The organism is Enterobacter cloacae complex sp. IR5401, assembly GCF_049238425.1.
GTDB lineage: Bacteria > Pseudomonadota > Gammaproteobacteria > Enterobacterales > Enterobacteriaceae > Enterobacter > Enterobacter hormaechei_C.
Genome location: NZ_JBMKHN010000001.1, coordinates 614,948 through 641,931 on the forward strand (window position 1 = coordinate 614,948; position 26,984 = coordinate 641,931).

The following is a 26,984-nucleotide window of genomic DNA, read 5'->3' on the forward strand; positions in this document are numbered from 1 at the left end:
TCGTCGTTATTAGGGAACATCGCTCTTTATAAGCAATTCTTTATCAAAACGCGATTCTTTCAGGGCTTCCTTGACCCGCTTCAAGTTATCCCGGAATTTTGCACCCCGGCGTAAGGTAAAACCGGTCGCCAGTACGTCGATGACCGTCAACTGCGCCAGGCGGGAGACCATCGGCATGTACATGTCGGTATCCTCCGGTACGTCCAGGGTAATGGCGAGCGTCGCTTCCCGGGCGAGCGGCGTACCTGCCGTCGTCAGGGCGATGACCATCGCATCGTTGTCACGCGCGAGCTGCGCCAGCTCCACCTGGCTCTTGGTGCGGCCCGTATGAGAGATGAGTACCACGACATCATCTTCGCTACAATTCATACAGCTCATGCGTTGCAGCACAATGTCATCGGAGTAAATCACCGGCACGTTAAAGCGAAAGAACTTATTCATGGCGTCATGCGCCACGGCGGCGGACGAGCCAAGGCCAAAGAAGGCAATCCGTTTGGCCTGCGTGAGAAGATCGACCGCGCGATTTACTGAACTCATGTCCAGAGACTGGCGAACGTGGTCGAGCGTGGCCATTGCCGATTCAAATATTTTTGCGGTGTATGCATCAACGCTGTCGTCTTCATCGACATTGCGATTAACATACGGGGTGCCGTTTGCCAGACTTTGGGCCAGATGCAGTTTAAAATCAGGAAAGCCGCGCGTGTCCAGACTACGACAGAATCGATTGACCGTCGGTTCGCTGACGCCCGATTCCTGTGCCAGAGCGGCGATGCTTGAATGAATCGCCTGAGCGGGCGCGGCGAGAATAACTTCAGCCACTTTGCGCTCGGATTTGCTAAGGTGTTCCAGTTGAAACTGGATTTTTTCCAGCATGTTCATTGTTAACAAGACGCTCATGAGGGCATAAATGATTTCATAAAGAGATGAAACCTTGATTCGATTTAGCCGATATTACCCCCAGTACTCCCGAAAGGGTAATCGTCGACAAGAAATGTTGTTGTTTTTTTTCATTACTTGATCGACGTCGGGTTTTGCTCTGACCCCGTTGCGCAAAGAATCGACGTTTGTTGCGTCATCAGACGGGCGTAATGGCCCTGGCGACGAAAAATCACCGTATCGCACGTGACGTTAAGCGCTAATGGTTTCAGGAAACGCGTAAAAGCAGTACAGTGCATTGTAATAAAATTACAACGATACCTGGCAGAGTACCAGGCGATCTAACTGAGGAGAATGACATGGCGGTAACGCAAACAGCCCAGGCATGTGACCTGGTCATTTTCGGCGCGAAAGGCGATCTTGCACGCCGAAAATTGCTGCCTTCCCTGTATCAGCTCGAAAAAGCGGGCCAGATCCATCCCGACACCCGGATCCTTGGGGTAGGGCGCGCAGACTGGGATAAGGAGGCTTATACCAAAGTCGTGCGTGAGGCGCTCGAAACGTTCATGAAAGAGAAAATCGATGAAAGCCTTTGGGATAAGCTGAGCGGGCGTCTCGATTTCTGCAACCTGGACGTCAACGATGTAGGCGCCTTTACCCGTCTGGGTGAAATGCTTGACCAGGAAAATCGTGTCACTATTAACTATTTCGCCATGCCGCCAAGCACCTTCGGCGCCATCTGCAAAGGTCTGGGCGAGGCGAAGCTGAACGCCAAACCGGCGCGCGTAGTGATGGAGAAACCGCTGGGTACGTCGCTGGCGACCTCGCGTGAAATCAACGACCAGGTAGGCGAGTTCTTTGAGGAGTGTCAGGTTTACCGTATTGACCACTATCTGGGCAAAGAGACGGTACTGAACCTGCTGGCGCTGCGTTTTGCCAACTCCCTGTTTGTGAACAACTGGGACAACCGCACTATCGACCACGTGGAAATTACCGTGGCGGAAGAGGTGGGCATCGAAGGCCGTTGGGGCTACTTCGACCAGGCCGGCCAGATGCGTGACATGATCCAGAACCACCTGCTGCAAATTCTGTGCATGATTGCCATGTCTCCACCGTCAGATCTGACGGCCGACAGCATTCGTGACGCCAAAGTGAAAGTGCTGAAATCACTGCGCCGTATTGACCGCTCCAACGTGCGTGAGAAAACCGTGCGCGGCCAGTACACCGCAGGTTTTGCCCAGGGGAAAAAAGTTCCTGGCTATCTGGAAGAAGAGGGCGCGAACAAGTCCAGCAACACCGAGACGTTTGTGGCGATCCGCGTGGATATCGACGACTGGCGCTGGGCCGGTGTGCCGTTCTACCTGCGTACCGGGAAACGTCTGCCGGCAAAATGCTCCGAAGTGGTGGTCTACTTCAAAAATCCGGAACTGAACCTGTTCAAAGAATCCTGGCAGGAACTGCCGCAGAATAAACTGACCATCCGTCTGCAACCGGACGAGGGTGTGGATATTCAGATCCTGAACAAAGTGCCGGGTCTTGATCACAAACACAACCTGCAAACCACCAAGCTCGACCTGAGCTACTCTGAAACCTTCAACCAGACGCATCTGGCCGACGCTTACGAGCGTCTGCTGCTGGAAACCATGCGTGGTATCCAGGCGCTGTTCGTCCGCCGCGATGAAGTGGAAGAGGCGTGGAAGTGGGTCGACTCCATCACCGAAGCGTGGGCAGCCGATCAGGACGCGCCAAAACCGTATCAGGCGGGAACATGGGGACCTGTCGCCTCCGTTGCGATGATCACCCGTGATGGCCGCTCCTGGAACGAGTTTGAATAACCACCTTCTCTAGCCCAAAGGTGTTATTTTACCGGTAACATGATCTAACACAGCAAGTGGCATAATTTTTATCTTTTAAGCTCCGCGTGGATTCACCCGCGGAGCTTTTTTTATTACACTCCCTTCAGACATTTTGCCCCTGTGCTCCGGATATCAGGCGTTTCAGCGTTGTTAACAACCGTCAGAAACTGTGTAAACTCCCGAGCCTGGACAGATAAATTAGAGGAGCTTTTATGAATCCGACATTGTTACGCGTAACACGACGCATTATTGAACGCTCGAAAGAGACCCGTGCTGCCTACCTTGCCCGCATCGAACAGGCGAAGAGTGAAACGGTCCATCGCTCACAGCTGGCCTGCGGGAATCTGGCCCACGGCTTTGCGGCCTGCCAGCCTGTTGATAAAGACGCGCTGAAAAGCATGTTGCGTAACAATATCGCCATCATTACCTCCTATAACGACATGCTTTCAGCCCACCAGCCGTATGAGGTCTACCCGTCTATCATCCGCAATGCGCTGCACAGCGTGAACGCGGTGGGCCAGGTTGCAGGCGGCGTGCCGGCCATGTGTGATGGCGTAACCCAGGGCCAGGACGGTATGGAGCTGTCCCTGCTGAGCCGCGAAGTGATCGCCATGTCGGCGGCAGTGGGCCTGTCTCACAATATGTTTGATGGCGCGCTCTATCTGGGCGTGTGCGACAAAATCGTCCCGGGGCTGGTGATGGCCGCGCTGTCGTTTGGCCATCTGCCAGCGATTTTTGTGCCGTCAGGCCCGATGGCTAGCGGTCTGCCAAACAAGGAAAAAGTCCGTATCCGTCAGCTGTATGCCGAAGGAAAAGCGGACCGTCAGGCACTGCTGGAAGCGGAAGCCGCGTCTTATCACGCGCCGGGCACCTGTACGTTCTACGGTACGGCCAACACCAACCAGATGGTGGTGGAGTTTATGGGGATGCAGCTACCGGGCTCGTCGTTCATCCAGCCGGATGCGCCACTGCGTAAAGCGCTGACCGAAGCCGCAGCCCGTCAGGTGACGCGCCTGACCGGTAACGGCAACGAGTGGATGCCAATGGGCAAAATGGTGGATGAAAAAGTTATCGTAAACGGGATTGTCGCCCTGCTGGCGACCGGCGGTTCAACCAACCATACCATGCACCTTGTCGCGATGGCGCGCGCGGCGGGCATTCTGATTAACTGGGATGACTTCTCCGATATCTCCTCCGTGGTACCGCTGATGGCGCGTCTGTACCCGAACGGTCCGGCGGACATCAACCACTTCCAGGCCGCGGGCGGCGTGCCGGTGCTGATGCGCGAGCTGCTGAAAGGCGGCCTGCTGCATGAGGATGTCAACACGGTGGCGGGCTTTGGCCTGCATCGCTATACCCTTGAACCCTGGCTGAACAACGGTGAGCTGGACTGGCGCGAAGGGGCGAGCGACTCGCTCGATCCTCAGGTTATCGCAACCTTCGAACAGCCATTCTCTCCTCACGGCGGCACCAAAGTGCTGAGCGGTAACCTTGGACGTGCCGTGATGAAAACCTCTGCCGTGCCGGAAGAGAATCAGGTGATTGAAGCCCCGGCGGTGGTGTTTGAAAGCCAGCACGACGTTTTACCTGCTTTTGACGCGGGTCTGCTTGATAAAGACTGTGTGGTCGTGGTGCGTCATCAGGGACCAAAAGCGAACGGGATGCCAGAATTACATAAACTTATGCCGCCGCTTGGTGTATTATTGGACCGCCGTTTCAAAATTGCACTGGTGACCGATGGACGCCTCTCGGGGGCATCCGGTAAAGTGCCTTCAGCGATTCATGTCACCCCGGAAGCCTACGACGGCGGCCTGCTGGCGAAAGTGCGTGATGGTGACATGATCCGCGTTAACGGTCAGACAGGCGAGTTAACCCTGCTGGTGGACGAAGCAGAGCTGGCGGCGCGTCAGCCACATATTCCTGACCTGAGCGCATCCCGCGTGGGTACCGGACGCGAAATGTTTGGTGCGTTGCGTGAGAAACTCTCCGGTGCGGAGCAGGGCGCAACCTGTATTACGTTTTAAGACGACTTGATTTTAACGATCTGGCGAGAGAAAACTCTGATGAAAAACTGGAAAACAAGTGCAGAAGCAATCCTGACTACTGGCCCTGTCGTGCCGGTTATTGTGGTAAACAAACTGGAGCACGCTGTCCCAATGGCGAAGGCGCTGGTTGCGGGTGGCGTTCGTGTTCTGGAAGTGACCCTGCGTACGGCCTGTGCGATGGATGCGATTCGCGCTATCGCCAAAGAAGTGCCGGAAGCGATCATCGGTGCAGGTACGGTTCTGAATGCGCAGCAGCTGGCGGAAGTGACCGAAGCGGGCGCACAGTTTGCCATCAGCCCGGGGCTGACCGAGCCCCTGCTGAAAGCCGCAACCGAAGGTTCTATTCCGCTGATCCCGGGTATCAGCACCGTTTCTGAACTGATGCTGGGCATGGACTACGGCCTGAAAGAATTCAAATTCTTCCCGGCTGAAGCGAACGGCGGCACCAAAGCGTTGCAGGCGATTGCGGGCCCATTCTCCCAGGTGCGTTTCTGCCCAACGGGCGGTATCTCTCCGGCAAACTACCGTGACTACCTGGCGCTGAAAAGCGTGCTGTGCATCGGTGGCTCCTGGCTGGTTCCGGCGGATGCGCTGGAAGCAGGCGACTGGGATCGCATCACTAAACTGGCTCGCGAAGCGGTAGAAGGCGCGAAACAGTAACAAATGCCCAATGCATAAAGCAGGCCCTCTGGCCTGATGCTGGTCACTTTATGTGACCAGCATGTATAAGTTCTTCTTCTCTACACAACATTTCTAATATCCCTAACCCCAGGCGTATTATTTTTCATTATTAAATAATCCTTCACTTATATATTTGATGAATAAATCATTCTGAATTTATGTGTGATAAGATTGTCTGGTCCTTTTTTATTTATTCTGTGAATAGATTCACTTCCCGTGAATTAATTCAACCTGAAGTTGGGTATTTTAATGGGGGAGTGATGGGTGTATTGTTTTTAATGAACGGAATGTTTGTTAAAAGGATAGCTAATAATGTCAGGGGAATCTGAGGTAGCTCAAAGGCAGGACACGTTAAACAGATATTTATTGTATTTCCCGCGTAGCAAAAATGTTATTTCAGATGTTCATTCTTTTACAGGAAAAGAGATATTAAGCGAGCCTTATCGCTATACCATTCGCTTTACCAGTCCGGATCTAAACATTGCCATTAATGCTGTTCTTAATCAAAGGGCTGAGTTTATTCTGCGTGCACCCAATCTGGAAGCCTCATGGCATGGGCAAACCTCCTGGCTGCCGGTTCGCCAGATTAATGGCACGATCACCCAATTTTCGCGGCTGATGTCTTCAGGTGACGAAGCACTGTATGAATGCGTGCTGGAGCATGAGCTGGCGCTGCTGGATCAAAATTACCGTTCTGCGGTTTACATGAACATGACAGTCCCGGAGCTCGTTACAAAGCTGATGAAGGACAGTGGTCACTTTGACGGCTACAACATTGATTTTGACCAACTGAGCCACAGTTATCCACGACGGGAAATGATCGTTCAGTGGAAAGAAACCGATTTGCGGTTCATCCGTCGGCTGCTGGCAGAGATAGGGATCTGGTTCCGATTTGAGAATCACAACAAAGTGAAAACGGAAACCGTCGTTATTTTTGGGGATTCTGCGCGTCGTTACAACTTCAGCGACAAACAGATGCCTTATGTCCGACATTCAGGCATGACCAGTTATAGCGAATACATTACCGATCTGGAGGAGCAGCACGGCCTGATCCCCAAAAATGTGTTGGTTCGCACCTATAACTACCGTGACCCGCAATCGCCGCAGACGGATAAGACCGTTAAAACGAGCGATATTCCCGAAGGTGTAACGACAGGCCAACACTATCACTATGCCGATCACTATCTGACTGCGGGGGATTTTCACGGTGAAGAGGCGGAAACCGCCGCATTTTACGCTCGTCTGCGTTATGAACGCCTGTTGAACGGACAGAGTCTTCTGGGGGCGACAACCAGCGATCCCGAGCTTCAGCCAGGCATTATGTTTTATCCCTCAGGGCCTGTACCTGACGGGTTTAAGTCCGGGTTTGTGATAACTGCGATGACTATCCGCGGCAGCCGTGCTGAACACTATCGCGCCGTACTTTCTGGGATCCCCTATATCCAGGGCTATAGCTTCCGTCCTGAATACTTATCCCGGCCGGTGATAGCCGGAACGGTGCCCGCCAGAGTGAAGGCTATCGGGGGAGATAAAACCTATGCCGGACTTGATGCGGTTGGGCGCTACAGGGTTAAGTTCGATTTTGACCTTGATGAAAAACGGGTCGGATTCGAAAGCGCCCTGGTACGCCTCGGCAGGCCGTACGCCGGTGACACCTTTGGTATTCACTTTCCGCTACTGGAGGGGACTGAAGTTGCCGTTGGTTTCGAAGGCGGCGATCCGGACAGACCTTTTATCGCGCATGTCATGCACGACGGCAGCCACCCGGATTTAGTCACAAACCGTAACGATACCCGAAACGTGATCCGCACGGCCGCGTTGAACAAGATCCGTCTTGAAGATCGTCGCGGGCAGGAGCACATCAAAATCGCTACGGAGTACGGCAAAGGGCAAGTGAGTGTGGGTCACCTGGTTGATGCTGAAGGCAAAAAGCGCGGGGAAGGTGTGGAGGCTCGCACCGACGACTGGATGGCGCTGCGTGCTGCCAAAGGCGTGATGATCACCACGGAAGCACAGTCCCGCGCGGGGGGTAAGCAACTGGATATGACAGCGGCTATTACACAACTTGAAAAGGCGTTATCGCTGGCGATGACCCTACAACAAAGTGCGCTTACGGCAGGTGCGAGTAATGTGGAAACCGATCGGCAAAATGCGCTCAGCCAGACGCTGAGTCATCTCGCGGAGCCCGGTATTTTGGCATATGGAAAAAGTGGAATTGCGCTGGTTACGCCGGACAGCCTGCAACTTTCCGCCGGGAAAGACCTGATTGCCACAGCGGGCGGGAATGCCAGCGTGAATGTGGTGAAAAAATTCTCGCTGGCCGTAGGGGAAAAACTGTCGCTGTTTGCCCGCAAACTCGGCATCCAGATGATTGCCGGTGCGGGGGATATTACGACGCAGGCGCAGCGGGGCGAAATGCACATGCTGTCGCAGCAGGATTTCACGCTGACGAGCACCGCCGGGAAAATGAACGGCAGTGCCAGAAAGGGAATGCAGTTTGTCTGCGGGGGCGGCGGGATCCGTATCAGCCCGACCGGACTGGTCACCATTTTCTCGCCGACGGGCATTGAGCTCAAAGCGCCGAGCCTGAAATACGACGGTCCGGAAAGTGTGTCGGTACCGACGCCATCCTTTGAGAAAGGCGCCTTTAAACTTCGCTACAAACTGCACGCCGGCGATGATCCGGAGCAAATTCTGGCAAACAAAAAATTCAGGCTGACCAGTGCATCCGGACAGGTGGTGGAAGGCGTGACGGACAGCTGCGGTCGTTCACCCCTGCTCGATGCTGACGACCTCGACAGCTATAAAATGGAGATAATGGAATGACGGAGGCGAAGACAAAACCCTACGCTCCACGGGTGGTATCAGAAGGCGATATTCCGGTACACAAAACCCTGGGCGAAGTCGCCCAGACGCGCAACGTCGGGATACCGCGCCCGATGCCCGGCATTGTGATCCTCGTCCATGGCGTGAACGACGTGGGTGAAGCCTACCAGAACCAGGAGAAAGGTATACTTGCCGGGCTGGGTAAGCGACTTAACCGGCAGGATTTTTACGCCCACGAATGGAAAGACTACAGAATTATCACTCCAGGGCGTTCCCCCATCATCCCGTTTTACTGGGGATATAAACCGGTTACGCATGCTGACTACCGGGCGGACCAGAAGCGCTACCGGGAGGAGGTCGGGAAGCTGAGTGACAAAGCGCATCTTCCCTATGATGCGTACCAGGAAGATAACGAGACGAATAAAAAGTCGCTGGGTAATGACGGAAAAGGGCCGTTTCAGTACCAGAACGATAACTTTAAGAACGCACTTGATAAGAGTTTTGCCAAGGGGGGCGGGACCTTTGCCAACGCGACGACGACGATCCCGGATATGCTGGGGCCCGGCGCCGGTGGCTTCGGCGTTGCCGCTGCGGGATTTGCCTCGCTGCACTTCAATGATGGCGATTTTACCCATCCCATTTATGAAAACCCGCACCGCATTTACCAGTTTTTTGCCGCTCAACGGCTGGCGGATTTGATTATTCAGGTTCGAAGTGAGCCGATTACGGCGAAAGATGTGATTAACGTTGTGGCCCATAGTCAGGGCACGATTATTACTATGCTGGCAAATATGCTGGTGAAACAGGCCGGGTATGCTCCGGTAAACTGTGTGATTCTTAATCACTCACCGTATTCTCTTGAGTCGCGCGTGGCTGAAAATATTCAGCCGGGTTATCAACAGACCGACGATGCCAGACAGCAGACATTTAAAAATTTCTGTCGCCTGATGCATACGCAATGGAAAGGGGGTGGGAAAATGGCAGAGAGCGAATTACAGGCTCTGGAGGCCTCCTGTACCCTGCGTAAACCTTCCGATAATCCGCTGCGAACGGATGACAGATATTGCCGAAGCAACGACGGTAAAGTGTATAACTACTTTTGCCCGAACGATGGCGTCGTGTCGCTGGAGAATGTGCAGGGGTTTGGCTGGCGGGGCATTCCTCAGAATATTGCCAGTGATATACCGAATCTGTTTCAGCGTGTGTTTTACCAGCATGGTGAAGTAGGAAACATCCCTGACGCTAACCCCTTTGAGCTACCACCGCGAAATGAGGGGGATGCAAAATATGCCTTTCTCACGAACGCCAGTTACAGCGCTCGCGATGTGGTAATAAACGGTGAGGAGTTACCGGAACCTTTTATTTTCAAACTCCAGGGGGAGGATAATCACCCGGATAACGATCCTAAAACCAGTGATAAACCGTATACCTATTATGTCGATCCGGACAGCCCGGACGCCTACATTTCCTATTCCGCCAAAGCCAGCGCCATTAAGCGCACGGTAACGACAACCTTTGCTGTGAACCGCTATCAAAATATTGGCTGGCAGCCTGGTCACGTTTTATCTGCTTCAGAGCTTAAAGAAGAGAGTTTTGAACGCAAGCATGAGGTTATTTATGGTGAGGTGTCAGGTTCGCGTGATTTTCAGTTAGTTACCCTTACCTGGAAGAAAACACCGGAAGAACTGCAAGCGGAATGGCAGAAAATTGACCCGGTAGGCTACAGCCAGCACTCCTCTATTGTGATGAGCGAATTTGCGCCATCGCACGCTATGGCGTTTGATTTGGCTATTGGGCAGTGCAAATCATTCGATTATCAGGCGGGGAAATTTTGGGAAGGGTTGTTACATCGTGCGGACTGGCGCGATCCGCAGAACGGTTATGAACCAGCATTAGAATATTATCGAAGCGGAAAATTACCAGAGACACAAACTAAATTTTATATGAACTGGCCTGATGAGGTACTACCGAAAGGCGACTATGGTGTGAAAAATCATTTTAACAATTCTACAACTATAAAACCGTCCCGAGATCTAACCGCAGGAAATCAGGTAATGACAAATCTGCAATGGGATATGCCTAAACCCAAAAGTGAGAGCCAACTAGTTCAAGGATAGAGCATGAAAACATTATTTATAGGACTGGCGATTACTACCATTGTTCTGGCGACGGGCTGCCAGGCGAAAGAGCCACCGACACAGGTTGTTTACCGGTTCGATGATCACCGTTTTCTCGAATTGAAAGGCTGGGGCTGCGAAGGTGAACTCTGGTATACGGATACTCTTCGGGGTATTCATACCAGGCCCGTCAGTCAATTTTATCGGATTTTCACCAAAAAATTTGTTCATCCTTCTGAACGATATATTGCCATACCCACCTGGGATGACCCAGGAACAATGATTTCAAAAGATTATGGTAAAACATGGTCTCCCCAGTTTTTTTCGGTAGGGCCTAATGAGCCCGATGGTACTAACCAACCATCCTATGAGGATATTATTTCTTTCACCGTCGTCAACGATCAGGGCTTTTTACTAACCAAACACCGGCTGTATATGTCATCAAAGCCATTTGAAGACCCGCGCATTCTGCCCGGCGGGCCGGGGATTGCCTATACCGTGGATGACGGAATGGGAAATAAAGTAAGCGATACGCTGGACCCCCGTTTCCCTGGCTGGGCCTGGGGAATGGTCTATATGACTAAGCAGGGGCTTAAGCACAGCACACAGCAATTTAAGGCTAACTGGCAAGATTTACCCGACAGCGTACCCGACGTGAAAGGCTATACCGGCTGGGATCATATGCGCTGTGATATGGATGCGGGGCGATAACTGATGAAAGGATTATGTACCGTTCTCGCAGCGACGTCCGTTGTGCTGGCGACCGGATGCCAGGCCAAAGAACCGCCCACACAGGTTGTTTATCGGTTCGATGAACATCGTTATCTCGAACTGAAAGGGTGGGATTGTGAAGGCGAACTCTGGTACACGGATACTGAGCTGGGTATACATACCCAACCTGTTAGCCAATTTTACAAGATCTTCACCAAAAAATTCATACATCCATCGGAGCGTTATATAGCTATCCCTACCTGGGGCTCTCCAGGAACAATAATTTCAAAAGATTATGGTAAAACCTGGTCCCCTCAGTTTTATTCAGCGGGTTCTAACGAACCGAATGGAGATTCTTCACCGCCCTACGATGACATTATTTCCTTTACTGTTGTTAAGGACCAGGGATTTATGCTGACCAAACACCGGCTGTATATGTCGTCAAAACCGTTTGAAGACCCGCGCATTCTGCCCGGCGGGCCGGGGATTGCCTATACCGTGGATGACGGAATGGGAAATAAAGTAAGCGGGAAGCTGGACCCCCGTTTCCCTGGCTGGGCGTGGGGAATGGTCTACATGACTAAGCAGGGACTCGAGGGCAGCACGCAGCAACTTAAGGCTAACTGGCAAGATTTACCCGACAGCGTACCCGAGGTGAAGGGCTATACCGGCTGGGATCATATGCGCTGTGATATGGATGCGGGGCGATAACTGATGAAAGGATTATGTACCGTTCTCGCAGCCACGTCTGTTGTGCTGGTGACCGGATGCCTGGCGAAAGAACCGCCGACGCAGGTAGTTTATCGATTCGATGATCACCGTTATCTCGAACTGAAAGGGTGGGATTGTGAAGGCGAACTCTGGTTTAGCGATACTAAGAAAGGTATCCATTCACAAATTGCCAGTCAGTTTTATCGAATCTTTACCAAAAAATTCGTGCATCCTTCAGAGCACTATCTTGCAATTCCGTGGTGGGGAAATGTTACTGGTGGTTTTTCAGTATCAAAAGACTATGGGAAAACGTGGGAAAGAGGTGGTGCATCTATGTCACCAGGGAGCAATGAACCTGATGGAAGTAACGCTCCTTATTATGATGATGTCATATCTTTCACTGTCGTCAACGATCAGGGCTTTTTACTGACCAAACACCGGCTTTATATGTCATCAAAGCCATTTGAAGACCCGCGCATTCTGCCCGGCGGGCCGGGGATTGCCTATACCGTGGATGACGGAATGGGAAATAAAGTCAGCGGGAAGCTGGACCCCCGTTCCCCTGGCTGGGCGTGGGGAATGGTCTACATGACTAAGCAGGGGCTCGAGGGCAGCACGCAGCAACTTAAGGCTAACTGGCAAGATTTACCCGACAGCGTACCCGACGTGAAAGGCTATACCGGCTGGGAGCACATGCAATGCAACATGGATGCGGGAAAATAGGGAGATAAAGCGATGAAAGGCGTCATTAGGTTAAACGATCCGCTGATAAGCGGAGGAAAAGTCACTAAGGCCTCTGGGGCAGACTTTATGGGGCAGCCCGTGGCCTTAAAAGATGATCTTGCGCAGTGTCCGCTCCATAAAGGGACGTTCGCAATCACTGAATGTCACCCAACCTGGACCATGCATGGCCGTGGGGTTGTGGTAGATGGCTGTCGCGCGGCGTGTGGATGTGAAATCAAAAGTACCTTACCTGTGGCGGGAGCTTCGTAATGCGCGCGTGGTGGTTATACAAACAACAGCCAGACCCGGATTCCACTGTGCCAGTCGTCATGATTGTTTTCCTCTATGTGATAGCCGTCGCAATGGGCCTCGCGATCCGGGCTCTCACCTGGCCTGAACAGGAACACGTTACGGCTCTCTTTTTTGTGCCTTCAGTTATTCTGCCCATCTGTGTTGTATCGTTGCTAGTTTTTACAAGTTTCATATTTCATGACGCCAACATTCATTATGCTGAAACCCGAAAATTCATAGCAAAAGAGCAGGAGATTAATTTAAAGGCGTATGCGCGAAAAAATATCGCTATCGCAGCATGGTCTGCAATCACCCCCCTGGAGGAACCCGCGCTGAATATGTTGAAACTGGAAGGCGAATTTCCGCTGGCACCGAAAACGCCGGTTAATATTCAGCTGGAAGATCGCTTCGACCAGACCAGGAATGAACAGATGTTTTACCGCTTACTGGACCCGATGGCAGAAAAATTGAAGGACTATAACTACCGTATTTTTGAAACTGTTGTCTGGGTTCACGGAGGGAGTGGATCCTGCATTGATGAACTGAGGCGCACTCTGGAGCGGTTGGGTATTGAAACGGCAAGCACGTGTAAAATTGAGTACAGCACAGAATGTCCTGACTACGCGATCGTTAGCCAATGGATGAACTTATCTGATTACAGAGTTGAAAACCGGTTGATTGTTATCGTTGATTTACATGAAGAAAGCGGCGAATCAAAGAGCATGGAAAATGCATGTGCATTCCTGCTGACCAGTCATTATGTCCGGGAGGAGGGCGAAAAACCGGTATATTTATATCAGCCTATGTCTGACGTGACCGATGTAGAGGACAAAATGGCGGTCTTCCTTGAGACGGGTTCGGTACTTACGCCGAAAAATCTCTGGTATACCGGGCTGTCCCGTATTGAAAAATATCCATTAATGCAGGCACTGGATAAAAAAGCGCTCACGGTGGAACGGCTGGATATCGATGCCTCTCTGGGCGCAAAGAGTGCCGGGTATCGGTGGCTGGCTCTGGCATTTGCGGCGGATGCGGTCAAATATGCCCAGGGGGAGCAACTGGCAGCTTATTCAGACAAAAACAAATTTTGTATTACTTCGCTTTCCTCCATGGAGACAGCTATCCCAAAAAAACTTACCTGGTGTAACTGGAGTAATCCCCTTTATCCTGCGGGGATGGCGGCTTTATTCTGCGTGTTATCCCTCATTGCCTATCGTATCAGTTTCCTGGCGCAAAACGATCCGCCAGCAATCTGGGAACTGATTGCGAGCATCATCATTCCCTTCGTTATTTTTATTGGCCTCGGTATTTTTGTTTTCATCTCGAAAACGAATGAAGCCTACGAGGACATGGAATACGAATGGAAGCGATAGAAACGGAACAATGTTAATCATGTAATGTGGCTGGTCGCTTAGTTGACCAGCCTTTAGTTATTTACCCTGTCACTTTTACCGCAGTGGCCGCTATTTTCGCTCTCGCGACGGCTTCGTCCACGTTTTCCCCGGTTGCTAATGCCACGCCCAGACGACGGCTTCCGTCGATCTCCGGTTTGCCGAACAGTCTGACCTGTAAGCCTGCACCAACCGCACCTTCGACGTTATCAAAGGTGACATTCTGGCTGGTCAGCTGCGGCAGGATCACCGCGGAGGCTGCCGGGCCGTATTGACGGATGCCGCCAACCGGCAGGCCGAGGAAAGCGCGCACGTGCAGCGCGAACTCGGAGAGATCCTGTGAAATCAGCGTAACCATCCCGGTATCGTGCGGGCGAGGGGAGACTTCGCTGAAGATCACCTCGTCGCCGCAAACAAACAATTCCACGCCGAACAGGCCGTAGCCGCCCAGCGCCAGCACCGTCTTGCGGGCGATCTCCTGCGCGCGTGCCAGCGCCAGCGCGCTCATCTGCTGCGGCTGCCAGGATTCTCGATAATCGCCGTCTTCCTGACGATGACCAATCGGGTCGCAGAAATAAACGCCGTCCACGGCACTGACGGTAAGCAGGGTAATTTCGAAATCAAACTTCACCACGCCTTCCACGATGACGCGCCCGGCACCGGCACGACCGCCCTGCTGGGCATAGTCCCAGGCCTGGTCCAGCGTGCTGCTGTCGCGGATAAAGCTCTGCCCTTTGCCGGAGGAGCTCATTACCGGCTTAATGATGCACGGGTAGCCAATCTCTTCGACGGCCTGGAGAAACGCAGCTTTATCCCCGGCAAAACGGTAGCTGGAGGTCGGGAGCTGTAATTCTTCTGCCGCCAGGCGACGAATGCCTTCCCGGTTCATGGTCAGTTTTGCCGCAGTGGCGCAAGGCACTACGCGCTGGCCTTCCTGCTCAAGGGCAACCAGCATCTCAGTGGCAATGGCCTCAATTTCAGGCACCACGAAATCCGGTTTTTCCTCGGCAATTAACGCCCGCAGCGCATTGCCGTCAAGCATATCGATGACGTACGAGCGATGCGCAACGTGCATGGCAGGGGCGTTCGCGTAACGGTCCACTGCAATCACCTCCACGCCCAAACGCTGGCATTCAATGGCCACTTCTTTACCCAGTTCACCCGATCCCAACAGCATGACGCGCGTCGCGGCAGGGCGCAGCGCGGTTCCTAAACGAGTCATAAAAATCCCCCTGAAAAAGATGCGGGCAGTATAAACGAAAACGTTTGCGTCTGTCTTGTATGGGGATATACGGACAGCGGTGAAATTTGCGCTTCTTTAGCACTGACAGACATTTCCTGACACCCGCTCGCTTAGGCTGTGAAGGTTACGCACTGTTACGTGAGGAAAAATATGTCAGGCTGGATGAATCAACTGCAATCCCTGTTGGGACAAAAAGGCTCGTCGTCGGGCGAGCAGGGTCTGAGCAAGCTGCTGGTGCCGGGTGCGCTCGGCGGGCTGGCCGGTTTGCTGGTTGCCAATAAATCATCGCGGAAACTGCTTACCAAATACGGTACCGGCGCGCTGCTGGCGGGCGGAGGGGCTATTGCAGGTTCCGTCTTATGGAGCAAATACAAAGATAAGGTGCGCAACGCGCATCAGGATGAACCGCAGTACGGGAAGCAGGTATCGCCGTTAGATTTACGCACCGAGCGGCTGATCCTCGCTCTGGTCTTTGCGGCCAAGAGTGACGGGCATATTGATGCCAGTGAACGTGCCGCAATTGAACAGCAGATGCGGGAAGCGGGCGTTGAGGAGCAGGGCAGGGCGCTGGTGGCGCAGGCCATCGAACAGCCGCTCGATCCGCAGCGTCTGGCGCAAGGCGTGAAAAACGAAGAAGAGGCGCTGGAGCTCTATTTTCTGAGCTGTGCCGCCATCGATATCGATCACTTTATGGAGCGCAGCTACCTGAACGCCCTGGGCGATGCGCTGAAGATCCCCCAGGACGTTCGCGAGGGAATTGAGCAGGATATTCAGCAGCAGAAGCAGACTCTCGCGGGCTAGAAGGCCATGTTTCGCTTGCATCATACGCGTGTTTTGCCAACCTTATAGGATGTAAAACGAAAAAGTAAGAATGCCATGCCTCCAAAAGCCCGACGTACTCCTTATGCGATCACCACGCATGGCGATACGCGTATCGATAACTACTACTGGCTGCGGGACGATTCACGTTCCCGGCCAGAGGTGCTCGACTATCTGCACGAGGAAAACGACTATGGCCGCCAGGTCATGGCCAGCCAGCAGGCGCTTCAGGATCAGCTCCTGAACGAAATGGTGCAGCGTATCCCCCAGCGTGATGTCTCTGCCCCGTGGTGCAAAAACGGTTATCGCTATCGCCATATTTATGAGCCGGGAAACGAATATCCCATCTACCAGCGCCAGTCTGTGCTGAGCGCCGAGTGGGACGAATGGGAGATCCTGCTGGATGCCAACAAACGTGCTGCCCACAGTGAGTTTTATACGCTGGGCGGCATGTCCATTTCCCCCGATAACGCCATTATGGCGCTGGCTGAGGATTACCTCTCCCGCCGCCAGTACGGTTTGCGTTTCCGCAATCTTGAAACGGGAAACTGGTATCCCGAAATGCTGGATAATGTCTCCCCCGATTTCGTCTGGGGTAACGATTCAGAAACGGTCTACTACGTTAAAAAGCATGCCTCAACGCTGCTGCCTTATCAGGTCTGGCGTCATACGGTGGGGACCGATTCCGCCGACGATGAATTAGTCTACGAGGAAAAAGACGAGACGTTCTATGTCAGCCTGCACAAAACGTCGTCTCGCCACTACGTGATCATTTTCCTCTCCAGCGCCACCACTTCAGAAGTGCTGCTGCTGGATGCAGAGCTGCCGGATGCGCAGCCGCTGTGCTTCCTGCCGCGCCGTAAAGATCATGAGTACAGCCTGGATCACTTCCAGCACAGCTTTTACCTGCGTTCGAACCGCGAGGGCAAAAACTTTGGCCTTTATAAAACCAAAGTGCGCGATGAACGCAAATGGGAAGTGTTAATTCCCGCGCGCGATCAGGTGATGCTGGAGGGGTTCACCCTGTTTACCGACTGGCTGGTGGTGGAAGAGCGTCAGCGCGGACTGACCAGTATCCGCCAAATCAACCGCAAAACCCGCGAAGTGGTGGGCATTGCGTTCGATGACCCGGCTTACGTAACGTGGATCGGCTTTAACCCGGAACCGGAATCGTCCCGCCTGCGGTACGGCTATTCGTCGATGACCACCCCGGATACGTTGTTTGAACTGGATATGGACACCGGGCAGCGTCAGGTGATTAAACAGGCTGAGGTCCGGGGTTTTGAGTCGGAAAATTATCGCAGTGAGCACCTGTGGGTGAGCGCACGCGACGGCGTTGAAGTCCCTGTATCGCTCGTCTATCACAAGGCGCACTTCAACAAAGGTAAAAACCCCATCCTCGTCTATGGCTATGGCTCCTATGGATCAAGCATGGACGCCGATTTCAGCAGCAGCAGGCTGAGCCTGCTCGACCGCGGTTTTGTTTATGCGATTGCCCATATTCGCGGGGGCGGCGAACTGGGTCAGCACTGGTATGAAGACGGAAAATTTCTCAAAAAGAAAAATACCTTTAACGACTACCTTGATGTCTGCGATGCGCTGATCGCGCAGGGTTATGGCGATCCGCAGCTCTGCTTTGGCATGGGGGGCAGCGCCGGGGGCATGCTAATGGGCGCCGTGATCAACCAGCGGCCTGAACTGTTTAAAGGCGTTATCGCCCAGGTGCCGTTTGTGGACGTGGTGACGACCATGCTGGATGAGTCCATTCCACTGACCACCGGGGAGTTTGAAGAGTGGGGGAACCCGCAGGATGAAACCTATTATCGCTACATGAAAGAGTATAGCCCGTACGATAACGTCGAGGCGAAAGCCTATCCGCATATGCTGGTGACCACCGGCCTGCACGATTCCCAGGTGCAGTACTGGGAGCCCGCGAAATGGGTGGCGAAGCTGCGTGAGCTGAAAACTGACGATAATTTGCTGCTGCTGTGTACCGATATGGACTCGGGGCACGGAGGGAAATCAGGGCGATTTAAATCCTATGAAGGGGTGGCGCTGGAGTACGCCTTTTTGATTGGCCTGGCGCAGGATACGCTGCCAGGCCGGGCGGGGACTCAGGCTTCGCCTAAATAATGCTTCAGCGTCAGGCGCAGTTCCGGGCTCATTCTGTCGAGGTTGTTGTACAGCCAGCGCAGATAGCCCGGATCTTTGTCCGCCACTTCCGATACTGGCTTCCCGCGATATTTACCGAACGTAAAGGTAGTCAGTAGCGCGGGGCGCCCGGTAATGGTCGCCATATCGTCTGGCGTCCAGCCGGAAGTATTCATGATATCAATCAGGAGCGCTGCGGTGATATAGCAGTCATAGAGGGCACGGTGATGATGCAGCCCTTCCGGCGTTCGCACGCTGAGTTTGCGCGACTTATACAGCGCCATATTGCTGTATTTGATCCCTGGCCACAGACGGCGCGCCAGCTTCATGGTGCAAATCCATTCGCCGGGCATCTCCGGCAGCACGCGGCGGTCAAAGCTAGCGTTATGGGCGACATACCACTGGCTACCGTGGTAAAGAGGGATGATCTCTTCAATCCACGGCTTATCCGCCACCATCGATTCCGTAATACGATGTATAGCCATCGCCTGCGCACTGATGGGACGATCCGGGCGCACCAGATGGCTCATTGGGTTGACTATCTTTCCGTCAATCACGTCGACAGAAGCGACTTCCACAATTCCACCCTGCAAATCACAGGTTTCGGTATCGATAACGCGCAGCATTGATCGCTCCTGATCCTAAAATGCCTAGCCTAATGGAATGATATCGCCTTGCCAACCCTGTTGGCCTAAAGAACCGGTTAGCAGCAGTTCTCCCTTATCGGCACGTACAATCAGCTGCCCTTTTTCATCCCATAACGCGCTACCGCCGCGCGCGTTCGCCATTAATACCGCGATGGCGTACTTGTGCGCGAAGCGTTGTAACGAACCGATCGATTGTCGCCAGCGGTGCTCGCCCACGGCCAGGCTGCTGGTGAACAGCGTTGCCTCCGGGTCCAGTTCCGGGGCGTCAGCCTGGTTATCCACGATGGTTAACCTTTTATCGCCAGGAATAACACCCGCACCGTTGCCCTGCGGATAACGCCGGATGGTCGACACGTTAGGGGTGAAAAGCGCGAGTCCTTTCTGGCGCTGGCCGTGTTGCTGGAGCGTAATACCAGCAATCACCGTGATGAAACGTGACTGGGCGGCGTGAAGGAGGGGGGCAAGCTGCAAATCGTCAGGAGGTGGGGGTAAGGATGTTCCGCCTGGGCCGGTAAGCGAAAGCTCCGGAAAGACGATCAAATCGCACCCATGCCAGGCAGCTTCGGCAATAAAGTGCAGGTGATGTTTTACGTGCTCATCAACACAGTTGTGCCGCGGAGCATACTGAGCCGCGGCAATATTCCATCGTGACATCGTGACTTCCTTATACACTAAGTCGCTGGGATTTTAAGATTACACCTAAATTTATCAGGGTTTTCTTATCCTGCCACATAACGCGTAAGGAAGTGTAACGAGACGTTAAGCTTATTTAACTTTAGGTTCGTACGGCAGGCGCGAGAGATTGACGGAGGCGAGGCGATGCGCAATGAGACGTTCGCGAAACCAGTCGCGCAGATGTGCGGGTTGTTCACGCTCTACCACTTCAGCTACGACGGGCATGTTGTAACGCTCTTTGAATGCGACACCCGCGGCGGCGAGATCGACATTCACTTTGTCCATCTCGTCCTGAGGAAGGGCGGCCAGGTTAACGTTCATTTCCTTCTCCTTTTTCTGCGGCGGCAACGTTACCGCGATTGTTCAACGATGACAAGGGAGCAAAGGATGTTCCTCGACTCGTTAATTATACAGAGTTATTCTTTAGCATTCAGGCATAACGAAAAGGAATGATTGTGATGCACTTTACCCCTTCCCGCGTCGCGTGCGCGCTGGCATTTTTGCTCTCTTCAGCAACCGCGACCTCAGCTCTGGCCCATGCGCATCTTAAGCAGCAATCCCCGCAGGAAAATACCGTTGCGGTGGCACCAGAGGTCATTACCCTGAACTTCTCGGAAGGCATTGAGCCTGCCTTCAGCGGCGTGGTGGTGACGGACGCGCAGCAGCACAAGATCCAGACCGGCGCGGTGAAGCGTGACGAGAAGGATAACGCAAAGCTGATTGTTCCTCTTGAGAAACCGTTGACGACCGGCACCTACACGGTGGACTGGCATGTGGTCTCCGTGGACGGCCACAAAACCAAAGGCAGCTATCACTTTAGCGTGAAATAGTATGCTGGCCCTGAGCTACGTCGCGTTACGCTTTATCCATTTTGCTGCGCTGATGCTGCTTTTCGGCAACGCGCTTTACAGCGTCTGGTTTGCACCGTCTTCGTTGCAGCGCCTCATGACCCGGCGTTTCCAGCGGCAGCAGAAACTCGCGGCCTTAATCAGCCTGATGGCGGCTCTGCTGATGTTTGGCCTGCAAAGTGGGTTGATGGGCAACGGCTGGAGCGATGTCATTCGTCCGGCGGTCTGGCGCAGCGTGCTGGGAACGCAATTTGGCGGCGTCTGGTTGTGGCAAATGGTGCTGGCCGCTGTGACGGCGGGCGCTGCATGGCTTACCCCGCAAAAAGGCTCACGGCTGTTACTGCTCGTGATGGGGCAGCTGGTGCTGTTGGCGGGCGTGGGACATGCCGCGATGAACGGTGGCGCACCGGGAGCATTGCATCGTCTCAACCATGCGCTTCACCTGCTCTGCGCCGCGACCTGGGTGGGTGGTTTACTGCCGCTGCTGTTTTGTATGCGTCTGGCGAAAGGCCGCTGGCAGCCAGCCGCTATCTTTACCATGATGCGCTTCTCCCGCGTGGGGCATTACGCCGTGGCAGGCGTGCTGCTGACCGGGATAATCAATACGCTCTTTATTGTTGGCATAAACGTGCCGTGGCATGCGCCTTATGTCCAGCTGTTGTTGTTCAAATGTGCGCTGGTCATGATGATGGTGGCAATTGCGCTGGCGAATCGGTATTTTCTTGTGCCACGCTTTCGCCCGGAGGCCGGGCGGGAACAACAGATTTTTATCAGGATGACACAGGCAGAGGTGGTGCTGGGCGCGCTGGTACTGGCGGCCGTCAGCCTGTTCGCGACCTGGGAACCCTTCTGACAAGGTTAAATAACATATGAAAAAGACACTGCTTTCTCTTTTACTTCTCACCTGTGCCAGCAGTGCGCTGGCCGCGCCGCAGGTCATCACCGTCAGCCGGTTTGAAGTGGGCAAGGACAACTGGGCATTTAATCGTGAAGAGGTCATGCTCACCTGCCGTCCCGGTAACGCGCTGTATGTCATCAATCCCAGTACGCTCGTGCAGTATCCGTTAAATGACGTAGCGGAGCAGCAGGTGGCCAGCGGGAAAAGTAACGGACAGCCTGTCAGCGTGATCCAGGTGGATGACCCGGCAAACCCCGGGCAGAAGAAAAGTCTGGCACCGTTTATTGAGCGCGCTGAAAAGCTCTGCTAGCCGTCAGGTTTCCAGTAAAAAAAAACCGCAGGTGCTTGTAAAAGCTCTGCGGTTTTTCACATTTAGTGATGTTCTGACGCTTTTTTTCAGACCACTTTTACTGTGGACTGGAAAACCTGACGTCGTCATCTATTCTTAAAGGGCAAGGCGATTGAGCCTGCATTAATGCCAACTTTTAGCGCACGGCTCTCTCCCAAGAGCCATTTCCCTGGACCGAATACAGGAATCGTATTCGGTCTCTTTTTATCTATTTGTTTCTCAAGGGTTTTTTCGGTCTCAACACGAAATCCCCCGAAAATTACTCGAATATTCCATATCCTGTCTAAACCATAACATACTCTGCACCGCGTGCGTCCAGGTATTTTTTGGTCATTGTTAAATTTTTGTGGCCGAGTAAACGTTGAGCAAACTCTTCTCCACGCTCCTTTTCATATAGCCTGCTCGCCAGGCTTCTGATCTCATGGAAAGGAGGTGGGTTAGGGCCGAATTTTAACCCGGTCGAATCCCTTATCTCTGCAAAGGCCTGGGTGAGTCCGTCGGGAGTTAGCGGCCCCGGCTTTCTCCCGCCGCGGCGAACCGGAGAGTAAAGCATGAAGTCGGAAGGGTTGTTCACCCGGCATCGATCAATGACATCCTGCAACACAAGCCCGGCGACGTCCAGCCTCAAATCAAGGGGAAGTGCCAGTTTGTGACCTGTTTTCTCCTGCGTAACGAAAAGCCTCCCATCTTTAATGTCACTGAACCTGAACAGTGAGATATCCTCCCGCCGCTGGCCGGTGACCAGTGCAAGATCGCATGCGTTTGGCGCCCATTCAGAATGAGTTAATGCAGCCTGGCGGATGAGCGTGAATTGTTCGAGCAGCAAGCGTTCTCGCTTAACTTTCGGTGTCGGCGTTCGCGTCGGTTCTGCCGGGTTCCTGTCGACATGTCCTTCCACAATCGCCTCCCTGAAGATGTCCATCAGCACAGACCTGAGCCCGGAAGCCATGCTCTTTTTATCGCAGAGAATATACGCTTCAAGGAATGAAGCGATGTCCTTTGTCGTGACAGAAGCGAGGGGAATTTTGCCGAACTCTTCCTTAATGGTGGCCATCTGGTTTCGCCTGACCTTCATCGTGTTTGGTTTCAGCTCGCGCCGCTCGAGAATTACCTCGTAACGCTCAAGCCATGCGGCCACTGTGAAAGTGGGCACGTCTTTTATGCGATCCAGGAGAGAAGAGGGAAGGTAATTCTGGTCGATGTAGTTGTTGGCCTCAATGGCCTGGGCAACAGCATCCTTGCGATCAATCCGGCCAAGAGAAATCTCCTGCCCGGTCACCGGATTGCGCCAGCTGTAAAGTCTGTCTCTTTTACGATAGGTCAGGTTACGGGGCAGGTTAGCGTCGTAACGTACTGGCCTTTTCGCCATGAGTCAGTCTCTCCAGTAAGGTGCCGCCGGACGGCAGTTTTGTGTGTTTCGGTTTGGCGCGCAGATTCTTCTTGCGCGGATCCACGTAGATAGCGTCAGGCTGAACCTTATATTCCTTTCCGTGCAGCTCCGGAGCGGGATAAATTCGCCCCTCCCGCGTCCATCGGCGCAGAGTAGAAAGGGATGGTGGAGTCGTGTAGACCTCAGCAGCCCATTCCTGCAAGTTGAGAAGCTTAGCCATGAGAACTCCTTAGCCGCCTGGCATTATATGCGAGGCCGCGTTGACGTGTTGATTAATCGAAATCAGGCAATAAAAAACCGCCCGGAGGCGGTTAGATTTAGTGCTGAGTAGAGTCAAAATTACTTTATTTTCAGTGCTCTTTTAGCTTCCTGCACAAGCCCATCCAGTAATTTTTCTGATGCCTCAAGATCTTTTTCAGCGCCATCAAGGGAATTGATGGCATCATCCCTAAAGTCTGAGCGAGTAACGGCTCTCTTTTTGACGAAATCATTCAATAACTTAGAGGCCTTTGGGGTTAGTGTAAAATCAGAAAGTTGAGCTATGCGCTCAAGTTCCTGTATATCCTCCCAATAAAGATCCGTGAGTAATTTTTCCTGTTCAGGAGGATGCCTGTTAAAAGTATCATCCTGTTCCTGCATGAGGCTTAATTCTAGATTGAGAAAATAGCAGTCAGTCATTTTGACTCTATATGCTTTATCGATTACATCAGTGAATGAGGCCAGGCGTTTTTCCCACCACTTTTCCTTGTAAAATCTGTTAAGAGCAAATTTAGCGGTTAAGAATGCAGCTGCAATACCGGTTACCAGCCCAATGATTATTTTTGAAGCTAGGTCGTAATATTCGAACTCGGTTCCATTCATGAGCGTATCCTTATGATTGTGATTAACCCCTTAACCAAAACAATTTGCATATTACTTCACCTATAAATTTTTGACTTGAATTCTTTCTCTTCCTGGCACTCCGCACACGTCTGGCAGCCGGGAACGGCAGCGCGCCGCGGCTCGGGAATTGGTTCGTCGCATTCTTCACAACGCTCAGCTGATACGGCTTTGCGGTCGATGCGGTGAGCTGAAAGGGCAGCGTTACGCTGAATCTCTTCAATCTCTGCTGCGGTATCGATGATGTCGGCCATGGTCAATGCTCCCTAAACTGTCGGTTAATTCGGTTGAATGTGAACGCCAGCAATAAAAAAGGAGCCTTAAGCTCCCGGGTGATTAGCGCCTTCATGTTGCACCGCCTTCATTCTTCTCGGCTTCAACCGCCATCTGCTCAAGCCGTCGCGATAACTCGGCAGCCAGCGTCTGGAATTCTTCCTCGGTCGCCACCGGGATCGGCACAAAGCGAATCCCGATGTGCGCCAGGTGGTTGGCGATTTCGAGGCTTTTCCTCAAATCAACTGGTGATGCTCTGTTCATGCTGGTAACCCTTTCACTGCGAGGAAGGTAGCCATCGACTTATCGACCATCTTCGTGTTGTGGTATTTGGAGATCGCCCAGGTGATGGCAAAGAGTATCCAGCGGAAGTGGCTGGTGTAGGTTTTGAACGTCAACCCGTCGCAGACATCCCACGCGCTCCAACTTTCGGGCCAGTCAGCGTTATAAACTGCCTGATATGCTTCCCAGTCATTGCTAAATCCACCGCGGCATAATTCACGGACTACCTCACGAACCTTGGCTTTATCACTGTCTCGAGTATCGTCTTCATCATCCCAGTCTTCGTCTTCCTGCTGGTCCTCTGGAGCATCTTCCAGATACTCGCTCATTGATTCCTTCAGGCTCCGGCAAAAAGCATCATGATCGTACTCTTTCGCCAATAGCTCACATGCTGAATAGCCAGCGCCAGCCTCCAGCTTTTCTGACCAGTAACCGGTGTTAATCCCGTCTTGCCACGGACCGAAAAAGTCGAACATGTCCGCGATACGGGAGAATGTCCAGGTGCCCATGTCGCCGGTGACAGTCAGATATCCCGGCCAGGTGATAATGTCGAAGTAATAACAGGACGTACCGGGCTGCTTCATGCGCAGGTGGCGGTAGAGACCGTCATCACGGATTATTTCAAGTCGGTGAAAGGCGGTATCAAGCAGAAATCGGGTTGATGTATCTATCTGTCGGCGAATCATTGTTCGGCTCCAAACCGCCCGTTAAGGCGGCCAGTTTTGACGACGAACTCCAGAAGGCTAACTCCCAGAGCTTCAATTTTCTTGTGATGCTTATTGATGATGGGAGGAACCGTTTCGTTCCAGTTAGGCTTTGGCTTCTTGCGCATGGCCTGCTGAATTTCCTCGGTGCAGCGGCGGCAGGCTGCGCGGATGGCGTTTTCATTTGCTGGCGTCATATTTAAACCTCCAAAGCCAGTTGTGGTGTAAACCGATCCCTTTCCTCGTCGTAGTTAAGAGCGCTCGCCGAGTTATAGGCCTCAATGCGTTCTACAAGCACTGCTGTCCGTGTTTCTTTGCTTGCCGGCGCGTATGCTGATTTATCCCACGCTTTATCTATGCCGATGTTGCGCGCCACGTTTGTACTATCAGCTGACGACAGAGGGATGTGACGGAAGATGTCAGCATTCAGCATGCGCAGGCCGTGAAGCTTCGTAATTGGATAGCCGTTTTTATCGACTACATGGCGTATCAGATCGCGCAGTTTTGCCCGGCACGCTCTTGGTCGCTTTGCATCGTATTCACCCATGCTACCGATGCATACGCGAGGAAATTCCCGGCACAGCCTGAAGAAGCGTTCATCGGGTTCGCTCATGTGCCATACCGGCGCGCCGACAACGCTACCGTGCGGCCATTCAGCGATAAGCGCATCGTTCTCTTCACTCGTTCCGCCGATCACGTCAGGAATGACGGCAAACGCAAAGCGGGGATGATTCATCCACCGAGCAACAAACTCGTAGTAGTCATTCCAGTTAACAACGCGCTTTTTCGTCCAGAAGCTGAATGCGCCGTTATCCAGCGCGAAAGACTGGGTGACTTCGCTGGCCAGGGCTAATTGGCCGGGGTTGGCGAAGGAAATGAAAGCGTGCCTGCCTTTCCATGCCTTCAGGGCGCATGTGTCCGGCGTAATCGGTCCGCCGTGAAAATGGATCATGCACCCTCCCGCTCCGGATCGTTAACATCCCAGCCATTGCGCTCAATATTGGTTTGCAGCCGCTTATCTCCTACCTCTTCAATGCAGCGGCCGGTAATCTCAGCGACTTCAGCGTTTGAGTGTCGCCACAGCAGCGCCAGCTCTTCGAGTGACCACGCTTTCATAGCACTGACTCCATTTCGTCGATGTATAGGCCCTGAGCAATCAGTCGGCTACGGCGGGCGGCACGTTCAATGCACTCCTGCCGTCTGCCTTCCTGCGATTGCTCTATGGCGCGCCGGGTGAACAGCCGCGATTTACCCTGCGGCGTTACGACCTTTGGCTTGCTGGCCAGACTAAATGTCCGGTCGCAGATGCCGTCCTCGTTGATCCACTTTTCCGACTCAACGATCTGCGCTATCTGTCCTGAGCCGCGGGTAATGCCGTTGGCGACCCGGTTAAACTCAATGAGCGTTACGCCAAACTTCTCGGCGATTTCGCTGCCCGTTACCGGGCGGCCGCGCGTCTGAATCATCCAGATAACGCGTTCGCGGAGACCTGAGAATTGCCCGGTTCGCCCTGGCCTGCGGTAAAATGGTGTGCGTTTCATGGCTCCACCTACTTGATGATGAGTGAAGGTTTGCCGAGTTTTATTTGCGCGCCAGGT

At 53.1% G+C, this 26,984-nt stretch carries 30 protein-coding genes; 15 read left to right on the forward strand and 15 right to left on the reverse strand.

Annotated elements, in window-relative coordinates; all coding sequences use genetic code 11:
- Positions 1-9: 9 nt before the first annotated feature.
- Positions 10-879 carry a MurR/RpiR family transcriptional regulator gene (locus ACOTX1_RS02860; RefSeq protein WP_003859769.1) on the reverse strand — a complete coding sequence of 290 codons (870 nt, stop codon included), beginning with the start codon at positions 877-879 and terminating at the stop codon, positions 10-12.
- A gap of 356 nt (positions 880-1,235) precedes the next feature.
- Between ACOTX1_RS02860 and zwf the strand changes: the two genes are divergently transcribed.
- From zwf to ACOTX1_RS02910, 10 genes are all read left to right on the forward strand, one after another.
- Positions 1,236-2,711, forward strand: a complete 1,476-nt coding sequence (gene zwf / locus ACOTX1_RS02865) for a glucose-6-phosphate dehydrogenase (RefSeq protein WP_003859771.1) — start codon at positions 1,236-1,238, stop codon at positions 2,709-2,711.
- Positions 2,712-2,944: 233 nt separating this feature from the next.
- Complete coding sequence (gene edd / locus ACOTX1_RS02870) at positions 2,945-4,756, forward strand: phosphogluconate dehydratase (protein WP_023314348.1); 1,812 nt, start codon at positions 2,945-2,947, stop codon at positions 4,754-4,756.
- Positions 4,757-4,795: 39 nt separating this feature from the next.
- Positions 4,796-5,437 carry a bifunctional 4-hydroxy-2-oxoglutarate aldolase/2-dehydro-3-deoxy-phosphogluconate aldolase gene (kdgA, locus tag ACOTX1_RS02875; RefSeq protein ID WP_003859774.1) on the forward strand — a complete coding sequence of 214 codons (642 nt, stop codon included), beginning with the start codon at positions 4,796-4,798 and terminating at the stop codon, positions 5,435-5,437.
- Between the two features lie 333 nt (positions 5,438-5,770).
- The gene (locus tag ACOTX1_RS02880; protein WP_023314347.1) at positions 5,771-8,284 is read left to right on the forward strand and encodes a DUF2345 domain-containing protein; all 2,514 of its coding nucleotides are present in this window, start codon (positions 5,771-5,773) and stop codon (positions 8,282-8,284) included.
- Positions 8,281-10,401, forward strand: coding sequence for a T6SS effector phospholipase Tle3 domain-containing protein (locus ACOTX1_RS02885; protein ID WP_023314346.1), 2,121 nt, complete (start codon positions 8,281-8,283; stop codon positions 10,399-10,401). The genes ACOTX1_RS02880 and ACOTX1_RS02885 overlap by 4 nt, the downstream gene beginning before the upstream one ends.
- 3 nt (positions 10,402-10,404) lie before the next feature.
- Complete coding sequence (locus ACOTX1_RS02890; protein ID WP_023314345.1) at positions 10,405-11,112, forward strand: T6SS immunity protein Tli3 family protein; 708 nt, start codon at positions 10,405-10,407, stop codon at positions 11,110-11,112.
- A gap of 3 nt (positions 11,113-11,115) precedes the next feature.
- Positions 11,116-11,823 carry a T6SS immunity protein Tli3 family protein gene (locus tag ACOTX1_RS02895; protein WP_032667430.1) on the forward strand — a complete coding sequence of 236 codons (708 nt, stop codon included), beginning with the start codon at positions 11,116-11,118 and terminating at the stop codon, positions 11,821-11,823.
- A gap of 3 nt (positions 11,824-11,826) precedes the next feature.
- Positions 11,827-12,546: a T6SS immunity protein Tli3 family protein gene (locus ACOTX1_RS02900; RefSeq protein ID WP_032667431.1), complete on the forward strand. Its 720-nt coding sequence runs from the start codon at positions 11,827-11,829 to the stop codon at positions 12,544-12,546.
- A gap of 87 nt (positions 12,547-12,633) precedes the next feature.
- Complete coding sequence (locus ACOTX1_RS02905; RefSeq protein ID WP_369705944.1) at positions 12,634-12,816, forward strand: PAAR domain-containing protein; 183 nt, start codon at positions 12,634-12,636, stop codon at positions 12,814-12,816.
- A complete protein-coding gene (locus ACOTX1_RS02910) occupies positions 12,816-14,210 on the forward strand; it encodes a hypothetical protein (protein WP_023314342.1) in 1,395 nt (464 codons plus the stop codon). Before ACOTX1_RS02905 ends, ACOTX1_RS02910 begins: the two co-directional genes overlap by 1 nt.
- Positions 14,211-14,271: 61 nt before the next feature.
- On the opposite strand, the gene purT is transcribed toward ACOTX1_RS02910, so the two are convergent.
- Positions 14,272-15,450 (reverse strand): formate-dependent phosphoribosylglycinamide formyltransferase, encoded by a 1,179-nt coding sequence (purT, locus tag ACOTX1_RS02915; RefSeq protein ID WP_023314341.1) that lies wholly within the window; start codon positions 15,448-15,450, stop codon positions 14,272-14,274.
- Between the two features lie 171 nt (positions 15,451-15,621).
- Between purT and ACOTX1_RS02920 the strand changes: the two genes are divergently transcribed.
- Together ACOTX1_RS02920 and ptrB are read left to right on the forward strand one after the other, a co-directional pair.
- On the forward strand, positions 15,622-16,272 hold the full coding sequence (locus tag ACOTX1_RS02920) for a tellurite resistance TerB family protein (protein WP_023314340.1): 651 nt from the start codon (positions 15,622-15,624) through the stop codon (positions 16,270-16,272).
- Between the two features lie 75 nt (positions 16,273-16,347).
- Entirely contained in the window at positions 16,348-18,423 is a 2,076-nt protein-coding gene (ptrB, locus tag ACOTX1_RS02925) for an oligopeptidase B (protein WP_023314339.1), read from the forward strand.
- Here ptrB and exoX read toward each other — a convergent pair.
- From exoX to ACOTX1_RS02940, 3 genes are all read right to left on the reverse strand, one after another.
- Positions 18,405-19,067, reverse strand: a complete 663-nt coding sequence (gene exoX, locus ACOTX1_RS02930; RefSeq protein WP_015570288.1) for an exodeoxyribonuclease X — start codon at positions 19,065-19,067, stop codon at positions 18,405-18,407. The two genes, ptrB and exoX, sit on opposite strands and share 19 nt — an antisense overlap.
- Positions 19,068-19,091: 24 nt before the next feature.
- A complete protein-coding gene (locus ACOTX1_RS02935) occupies positions 19,092-19,742 on the reverse strand; it encodes a carbon-nitrogen hydrolase family protein (RefSeq protein WP_023314338.1) in 651 nt (216 codons plus the stop codon).
- A 111-nt stretch (positions 19,743-19,853) separates the two neighbouring features.
- Positions 19,854-20,084 (reverse strand): DNA polymerase III subunit theta, encoded by a 231-nt coding sequence (locus ACOTX1_RS02940; RefSeq protein WP_003859784.1) that lies wholly within the window; start codon positions 20,082-20,084, stop codon positions 19,854-19,856.
- Between the two features lie 137 nt (positions 20,085-20,221).
- Between ACOTX1_RS02940 and yobA the strand changes: the two genes are divergently transcribed.
- Genes yobA through ACOTX1_RS02955 form a run of 3 tightly spaced genes read left to right on the forward strand, consistent with a single transcriptional unit; the run spans position 20,222 to position 21,819 of the window.
- Complete coding sequence (gene yobA, locus ACOTX1_RS02945; RefSeq protein ID WP_023314337.1) at positions 20,222-20,593, forward strand: CopC domain-containing protein YobA; 372 nt, start codon at positions 20,222-20,224, stop codon at positions 20,591-20,593.
- Position 20,594: 1 nt separating this feature from the next.
- Positions 20,595-21,464 (forward strand): copper homeostasis membrane protein CopD, encoded by an 870-nt coding sequence (gene copD / locus ACOTX1_RS02950; protein ID WP_022651438.1) that lies wholly within the window; start codon positions 20,595-20,597, stop codon positions 21,462-21,464.
- A gap of 16 nt (positions 21,465-21,480) precedes the next feature.
- Positions 21,481-21,819, forward strand: coding sequence for a YebY family protein (locus ACOTX1_RS02955; protein ID WP_003859787.1), 339 nt, complete (start codon positions 21,481-21,483; stop codon positions 21,817-21,819).
- 322 nt (positions 21,820-22,141) lie between these two features.
- On the opposite strand, the gene ACOTX1_RS02960 is transcribed toward ACOTX1_RS02955, so the two are convergent.
- The 10 genes from ACOTX1_RS02960 to ACOTX1_RS03005 all read right to left on the reverse strand — a co-directional run bounded on the left by ACOTX1_RS02960 (position 22,142) and on the right by ACOTX1_RS03005 (position 26,927).
- Positions 22,142-23,227 carry a tyrosine-type recombinase/integrase gene (locus tag ACOTX1_RS02960; protein ID WP_263521504.1) on the reverse strand — a complete coding sequence of 362 codons (1,086 nt, stop codon included), beginning with the start codon at positions 23,225-23,227 and terminating at the stop codon, positions 22,142-22,144.
- Positions 23,196-23,468, reverse strand: a complete 273-nt coding sequence (locus tag ACOTX1_RS02965) for an excisionase (protein WP_023300430.1) — start codon at positions 23,466-23,468, stop codon at positions 23,196-23,198. Before ACOTX1_RS02965 ends, ACOTX1_RS02960 begins: the two co-directional genes overlap by 32 nt.
- Positions 23,469-23,587: 119 nt before the next feature.
- A complete protein-coding gene (locus ACOTX1_RS02970; RefSeq protein WP_045350980.1) occupies positions 23,588-24,109 on the reverse strand; it encodes a hypothetical protein in 522 nt (173 codons plus the stop codon).
- Between the two features lie 56 nt (positions 24,110-24,165).
- Positions 24,166-24,381 (reverse strand): TraR/DksA family transcriptional regulator, encoded by a 216-nt coding sequence (locus ACOTX1_RS02975; RefSeq protein ID WP_063158907.1) that lies wholly within the window; start codon positions 24,379-24,381, stop codon positions 24,166-24,168.
- A 91-nt stretch (positions 24,382-24,472) separates the two neighbouring features.
- Positions 24,473-24,664 (reverse strand): DUF1382 family protein, encoded by a 192-nt coding sequence (locus ACOTX1_RS02980; protein ID WP_063158906.1) that lies wholly within the window; start codon positions 24,662-24,664, stop codon positions 24,473-24,475.
- Positions 24,661-25,368 (reverse strand): hypothetical protein, encoded by a 708-nt coding sequence (locus tag ACOTX1_RS02985; RefSeq protein WP_063158905.1) that lies wholly within the window; start codon positions 25,366-25,368, stop codon positions 24,661-24,663. The genes ACOTX1_RS02980 and ACOTX1_RS02985 overlap by 4 nt, the downstream gene beginning before the upstream one ends.
- The gene (locus ACOTX1_RS02990; RefSeq protein WP_032680689.1) at positions 25,365-25,583 is read right to left on the reverse strand and encodes a hypothetical protein; all 219 of its coding nucleotides are present in this window, start codon (positions 25,581-25,583) and stop codon (positions 25,365-25,367) included. The genes ACOTX1_RS02985 and ACOTX1_RS02990 overlap by 4 nt, the downstream gene beginning before the upstream one ends.
- 2 nt (positions 25,584-25,585) lie before the next feature.
- On the reverse strand, positions 25,586-26,338 hold the full coding sequence (locus ACOTX1_RS02995; protein WP_126502146.1) for a hypothetical protein: 753 nt from the start codon (positions 26,336-26,338) through the stop codon (positions 25,586-25,588).
- A complete protein-coding gene (locus ACOTX1_RS03000; RefSeq protein ID WP_164552435.1) occupies positions 26,335-26,502 on the reverse strand; it encodes a hypothetical protein in 168 nt (55 codons plus the stop codon). Before ACOTX1_RS03000 ends, ACOTX1_RS02995 begins: the two co-directional genes overlap by 4 nt.
- On the reverse strand, positions 26,499-26,927 hold the full coding sequence (locus ACOTX1_RS03005) for a regulator (RefSeq protein WP_110875527.1): 429 nt from the start codon (positions 26,925-26,927) through the stop codon (positions 26,499-26,501). Before ACOTX1_RS03005 ends, ACOTX1_RS03000 begins: the two co-directional genes overlap by 4 nt.
- Between the last annotated feature and the right edge of the window lie 57 nt (positions 26,928-26,984).

Coding starts and splice junctions, on each gene's coding strand:
- exoX (WP_015570288.1), bottom strand. CDS start 19,067: ATGCTGCGCGTTATCGATACCGAAACCTGTGATTTGCAGGGTGGAATT.
- ACOTX1_RS02980 (WP_063158906.1), bottom strand. CDS start 24,664: ATGAACAGAGCATCACCAGTTGATTTGAGGAAAAGCCTCGAAATCGCC.
- yobA (WP_023314337.1), top strand. CDS start 20,222: ATGCACTTTACCCCTTCCCGCGTCGCGTGCGCGCTGGCATTTTTGCTC.
- ACOTX1_RS02990 (WP_032680689.1), bottom strand. CDS start 25,583: ATGACGCCAGCAAATGAAAACGCCATCCGCGCAGCCTGCCGCCGCTGC.
- ACOTX1_RS02885 (WP_023314346.1), top strand. CDS start 8,281: ATGACGGAGGCGAAGACAAAACCCTACGCTCCACGGGTGGTATCAGAA.
- purT (WP_023314341.1), bottom strand. CDS start 15,450: ATGACTCGTTTAGGAACCGCGCTGCGCCCTGCCGCGACGCGCGTCATG.
- ptrB (WP_023314339.1), top strand. CDS start 16,348: ATGCCTCCAAAAGCCCGACGTACTCCTTATGCGATCACCACGCATGGC.
- ACOTX1_RS02965 (WP_023300430.1), bottom strand. CDS start 23,468: ATGGCTAAGCTTCTCAACTTGCAGGAATGGGCTGCTGAGGTCTACACG.
- ACOTX1_RS02920 (WP_023314340.1), top strand. CDS start 15,622: ATGTCAGGCTGGATGAATCAACTGCAATCCCTGTTGGGACAAAAAGGC.
- zwf (WP_003859771.1), top strand. CDS start 1,236: ATGGCGGTAACGCAAACAGCCCAGGCATGTGACCTGGTCATTTTCGGC.
- ACOTX1_RS02940 (WP_003859784.1), bottom strand. CDS start 20,084: ATGAACGTTAACCTGGCCGCCCTTCCTCAGGACGAGATGGACAAAGTG.
- ACOTX1_RS02995 (WP_126502146.1), bottom strand. CDS start 26,338: ATGATCCATTTTCACGGCGGACCGATTACGCCGGACACATGCGCCCTG.
- edd (WP_023314348.1), top strand. CDS start 2,945: ATGAATCCGACATTGTTACGCGTAACACGACGCATTATTGAACGCTCG.
- ACOTX1_RS02985 (WP_063158905.1), bottom strand. CDS start 25,368: ATGATTCGCCGACAGATAGATACATCAACCCGATTTCTGCTTGATACC.
- ACOTX1_RS03000 (WP_164552435.1), bottom strand. CDS start 26,502: ATGAAAGCGTGGTCACTCGAAGAGCTGGCGCTGCTGTGGCGACACTCA.
- ACOTX1_RS02890 (WP_023314345.1), top strand. CDS start 10,405: ATGAAAACATTATTTATAGGACTGGCGATTACTACCATTGTTCTGGCG.
- ACOTX1_RS02960 (WP_263521504.1), bottom strand. CDS start 23,227: ATGGCGAAAAGGCCAGTACGTTACGACGCTAACCTGCCCCGTAACCTG.
- ACOTX1_RS03005 (WP_110875527.1), bottom strand. CDS start 26,927: ATGAAACGCACACCATTTTACCGCAGGCCAGGGCGAACCGGGCAATTC.
- ACOTX1_RS02860 (WP_003859769.1), bottom strand. CDS start 879: ATGAACATGCTGGAAAAAATCCAGTTTCAACTGGAACACCTTAGCAAA.
- ACOTX1_RS02910 (WP_023314342.1), top strand. CDS start 12,816: ATGCGCGCGTGGTGGTTATACAAACAACAGCCAGACCCGGATTCCACT.
- ACOTX1_RS02970 (WP_045350980.1), bottom strand. CDS start 24,109: ATGAATGGAACCGAGTTCGAATATTACGACCTAGCTTCAAAAATAATC.
- ACOTX1_RS02895 (WP_032667430.1), top strand. CDS start 11,116: ATGAAAGGATTATGTACCGTTCTCGCAGCGACGTCCGTTGTGCTGGCG.
- ACOTX1_RS02975 (WP_063158907.1), bottom strand. CDS start 24,381: ATGGCCGACATCATCGATACCGCAGCAGAGATTGAAGAGATTCAGCGT.
- ACOTX1_RS02880 (WP_023314347.1), top strand. CDS start 5,771: ATGTCAGGGGAATCTGAGGTAGCTCAAAGGCAGGACACGTTAAACAGA.
- copD (WP_022651438.1), top strand. CDS start 20,595: ATGCTGGCCCTGAGCTACGTCGCGTTACGCTTTATCCATTTTGCTGCG.
- ACOTX1_RS02935 (WP_023314338.1), bottom strand. CDS start 19,742: ATGTCACGATGGAATATTGCCGCGGCTCAGTATGCTCCGCGGCACAAC.
- ACOTX1_RS02900 (WP_032667431.1), top strand. CDS start 11,827: ATGAAAGGATTATGTACCGTTCTCGCAGCCACGTCTGTTGTGCTGGTG.
- kdgA (WP_003859774.1), top strand. CDS start 4,796: ATGAAAAACTGGAAAACAAGTGCAGAAGCAATCCTGACTACTGGCCCT.
- ACOTX1_RS02955 (WP_003859787.1), top strand. CDS start 21,481: ATGAAAAAGACACTGCTTTCTCTTTTACTTCTCACCTGTGCCAGCAGT.
- ACOTX1_RS02905 (WP_369705944.1), top strand. CDS start 12,634: ATGGGGCAGCCCGTGGCCTTAAAAGATGATCTTGCGCAGTGTCCGCTC.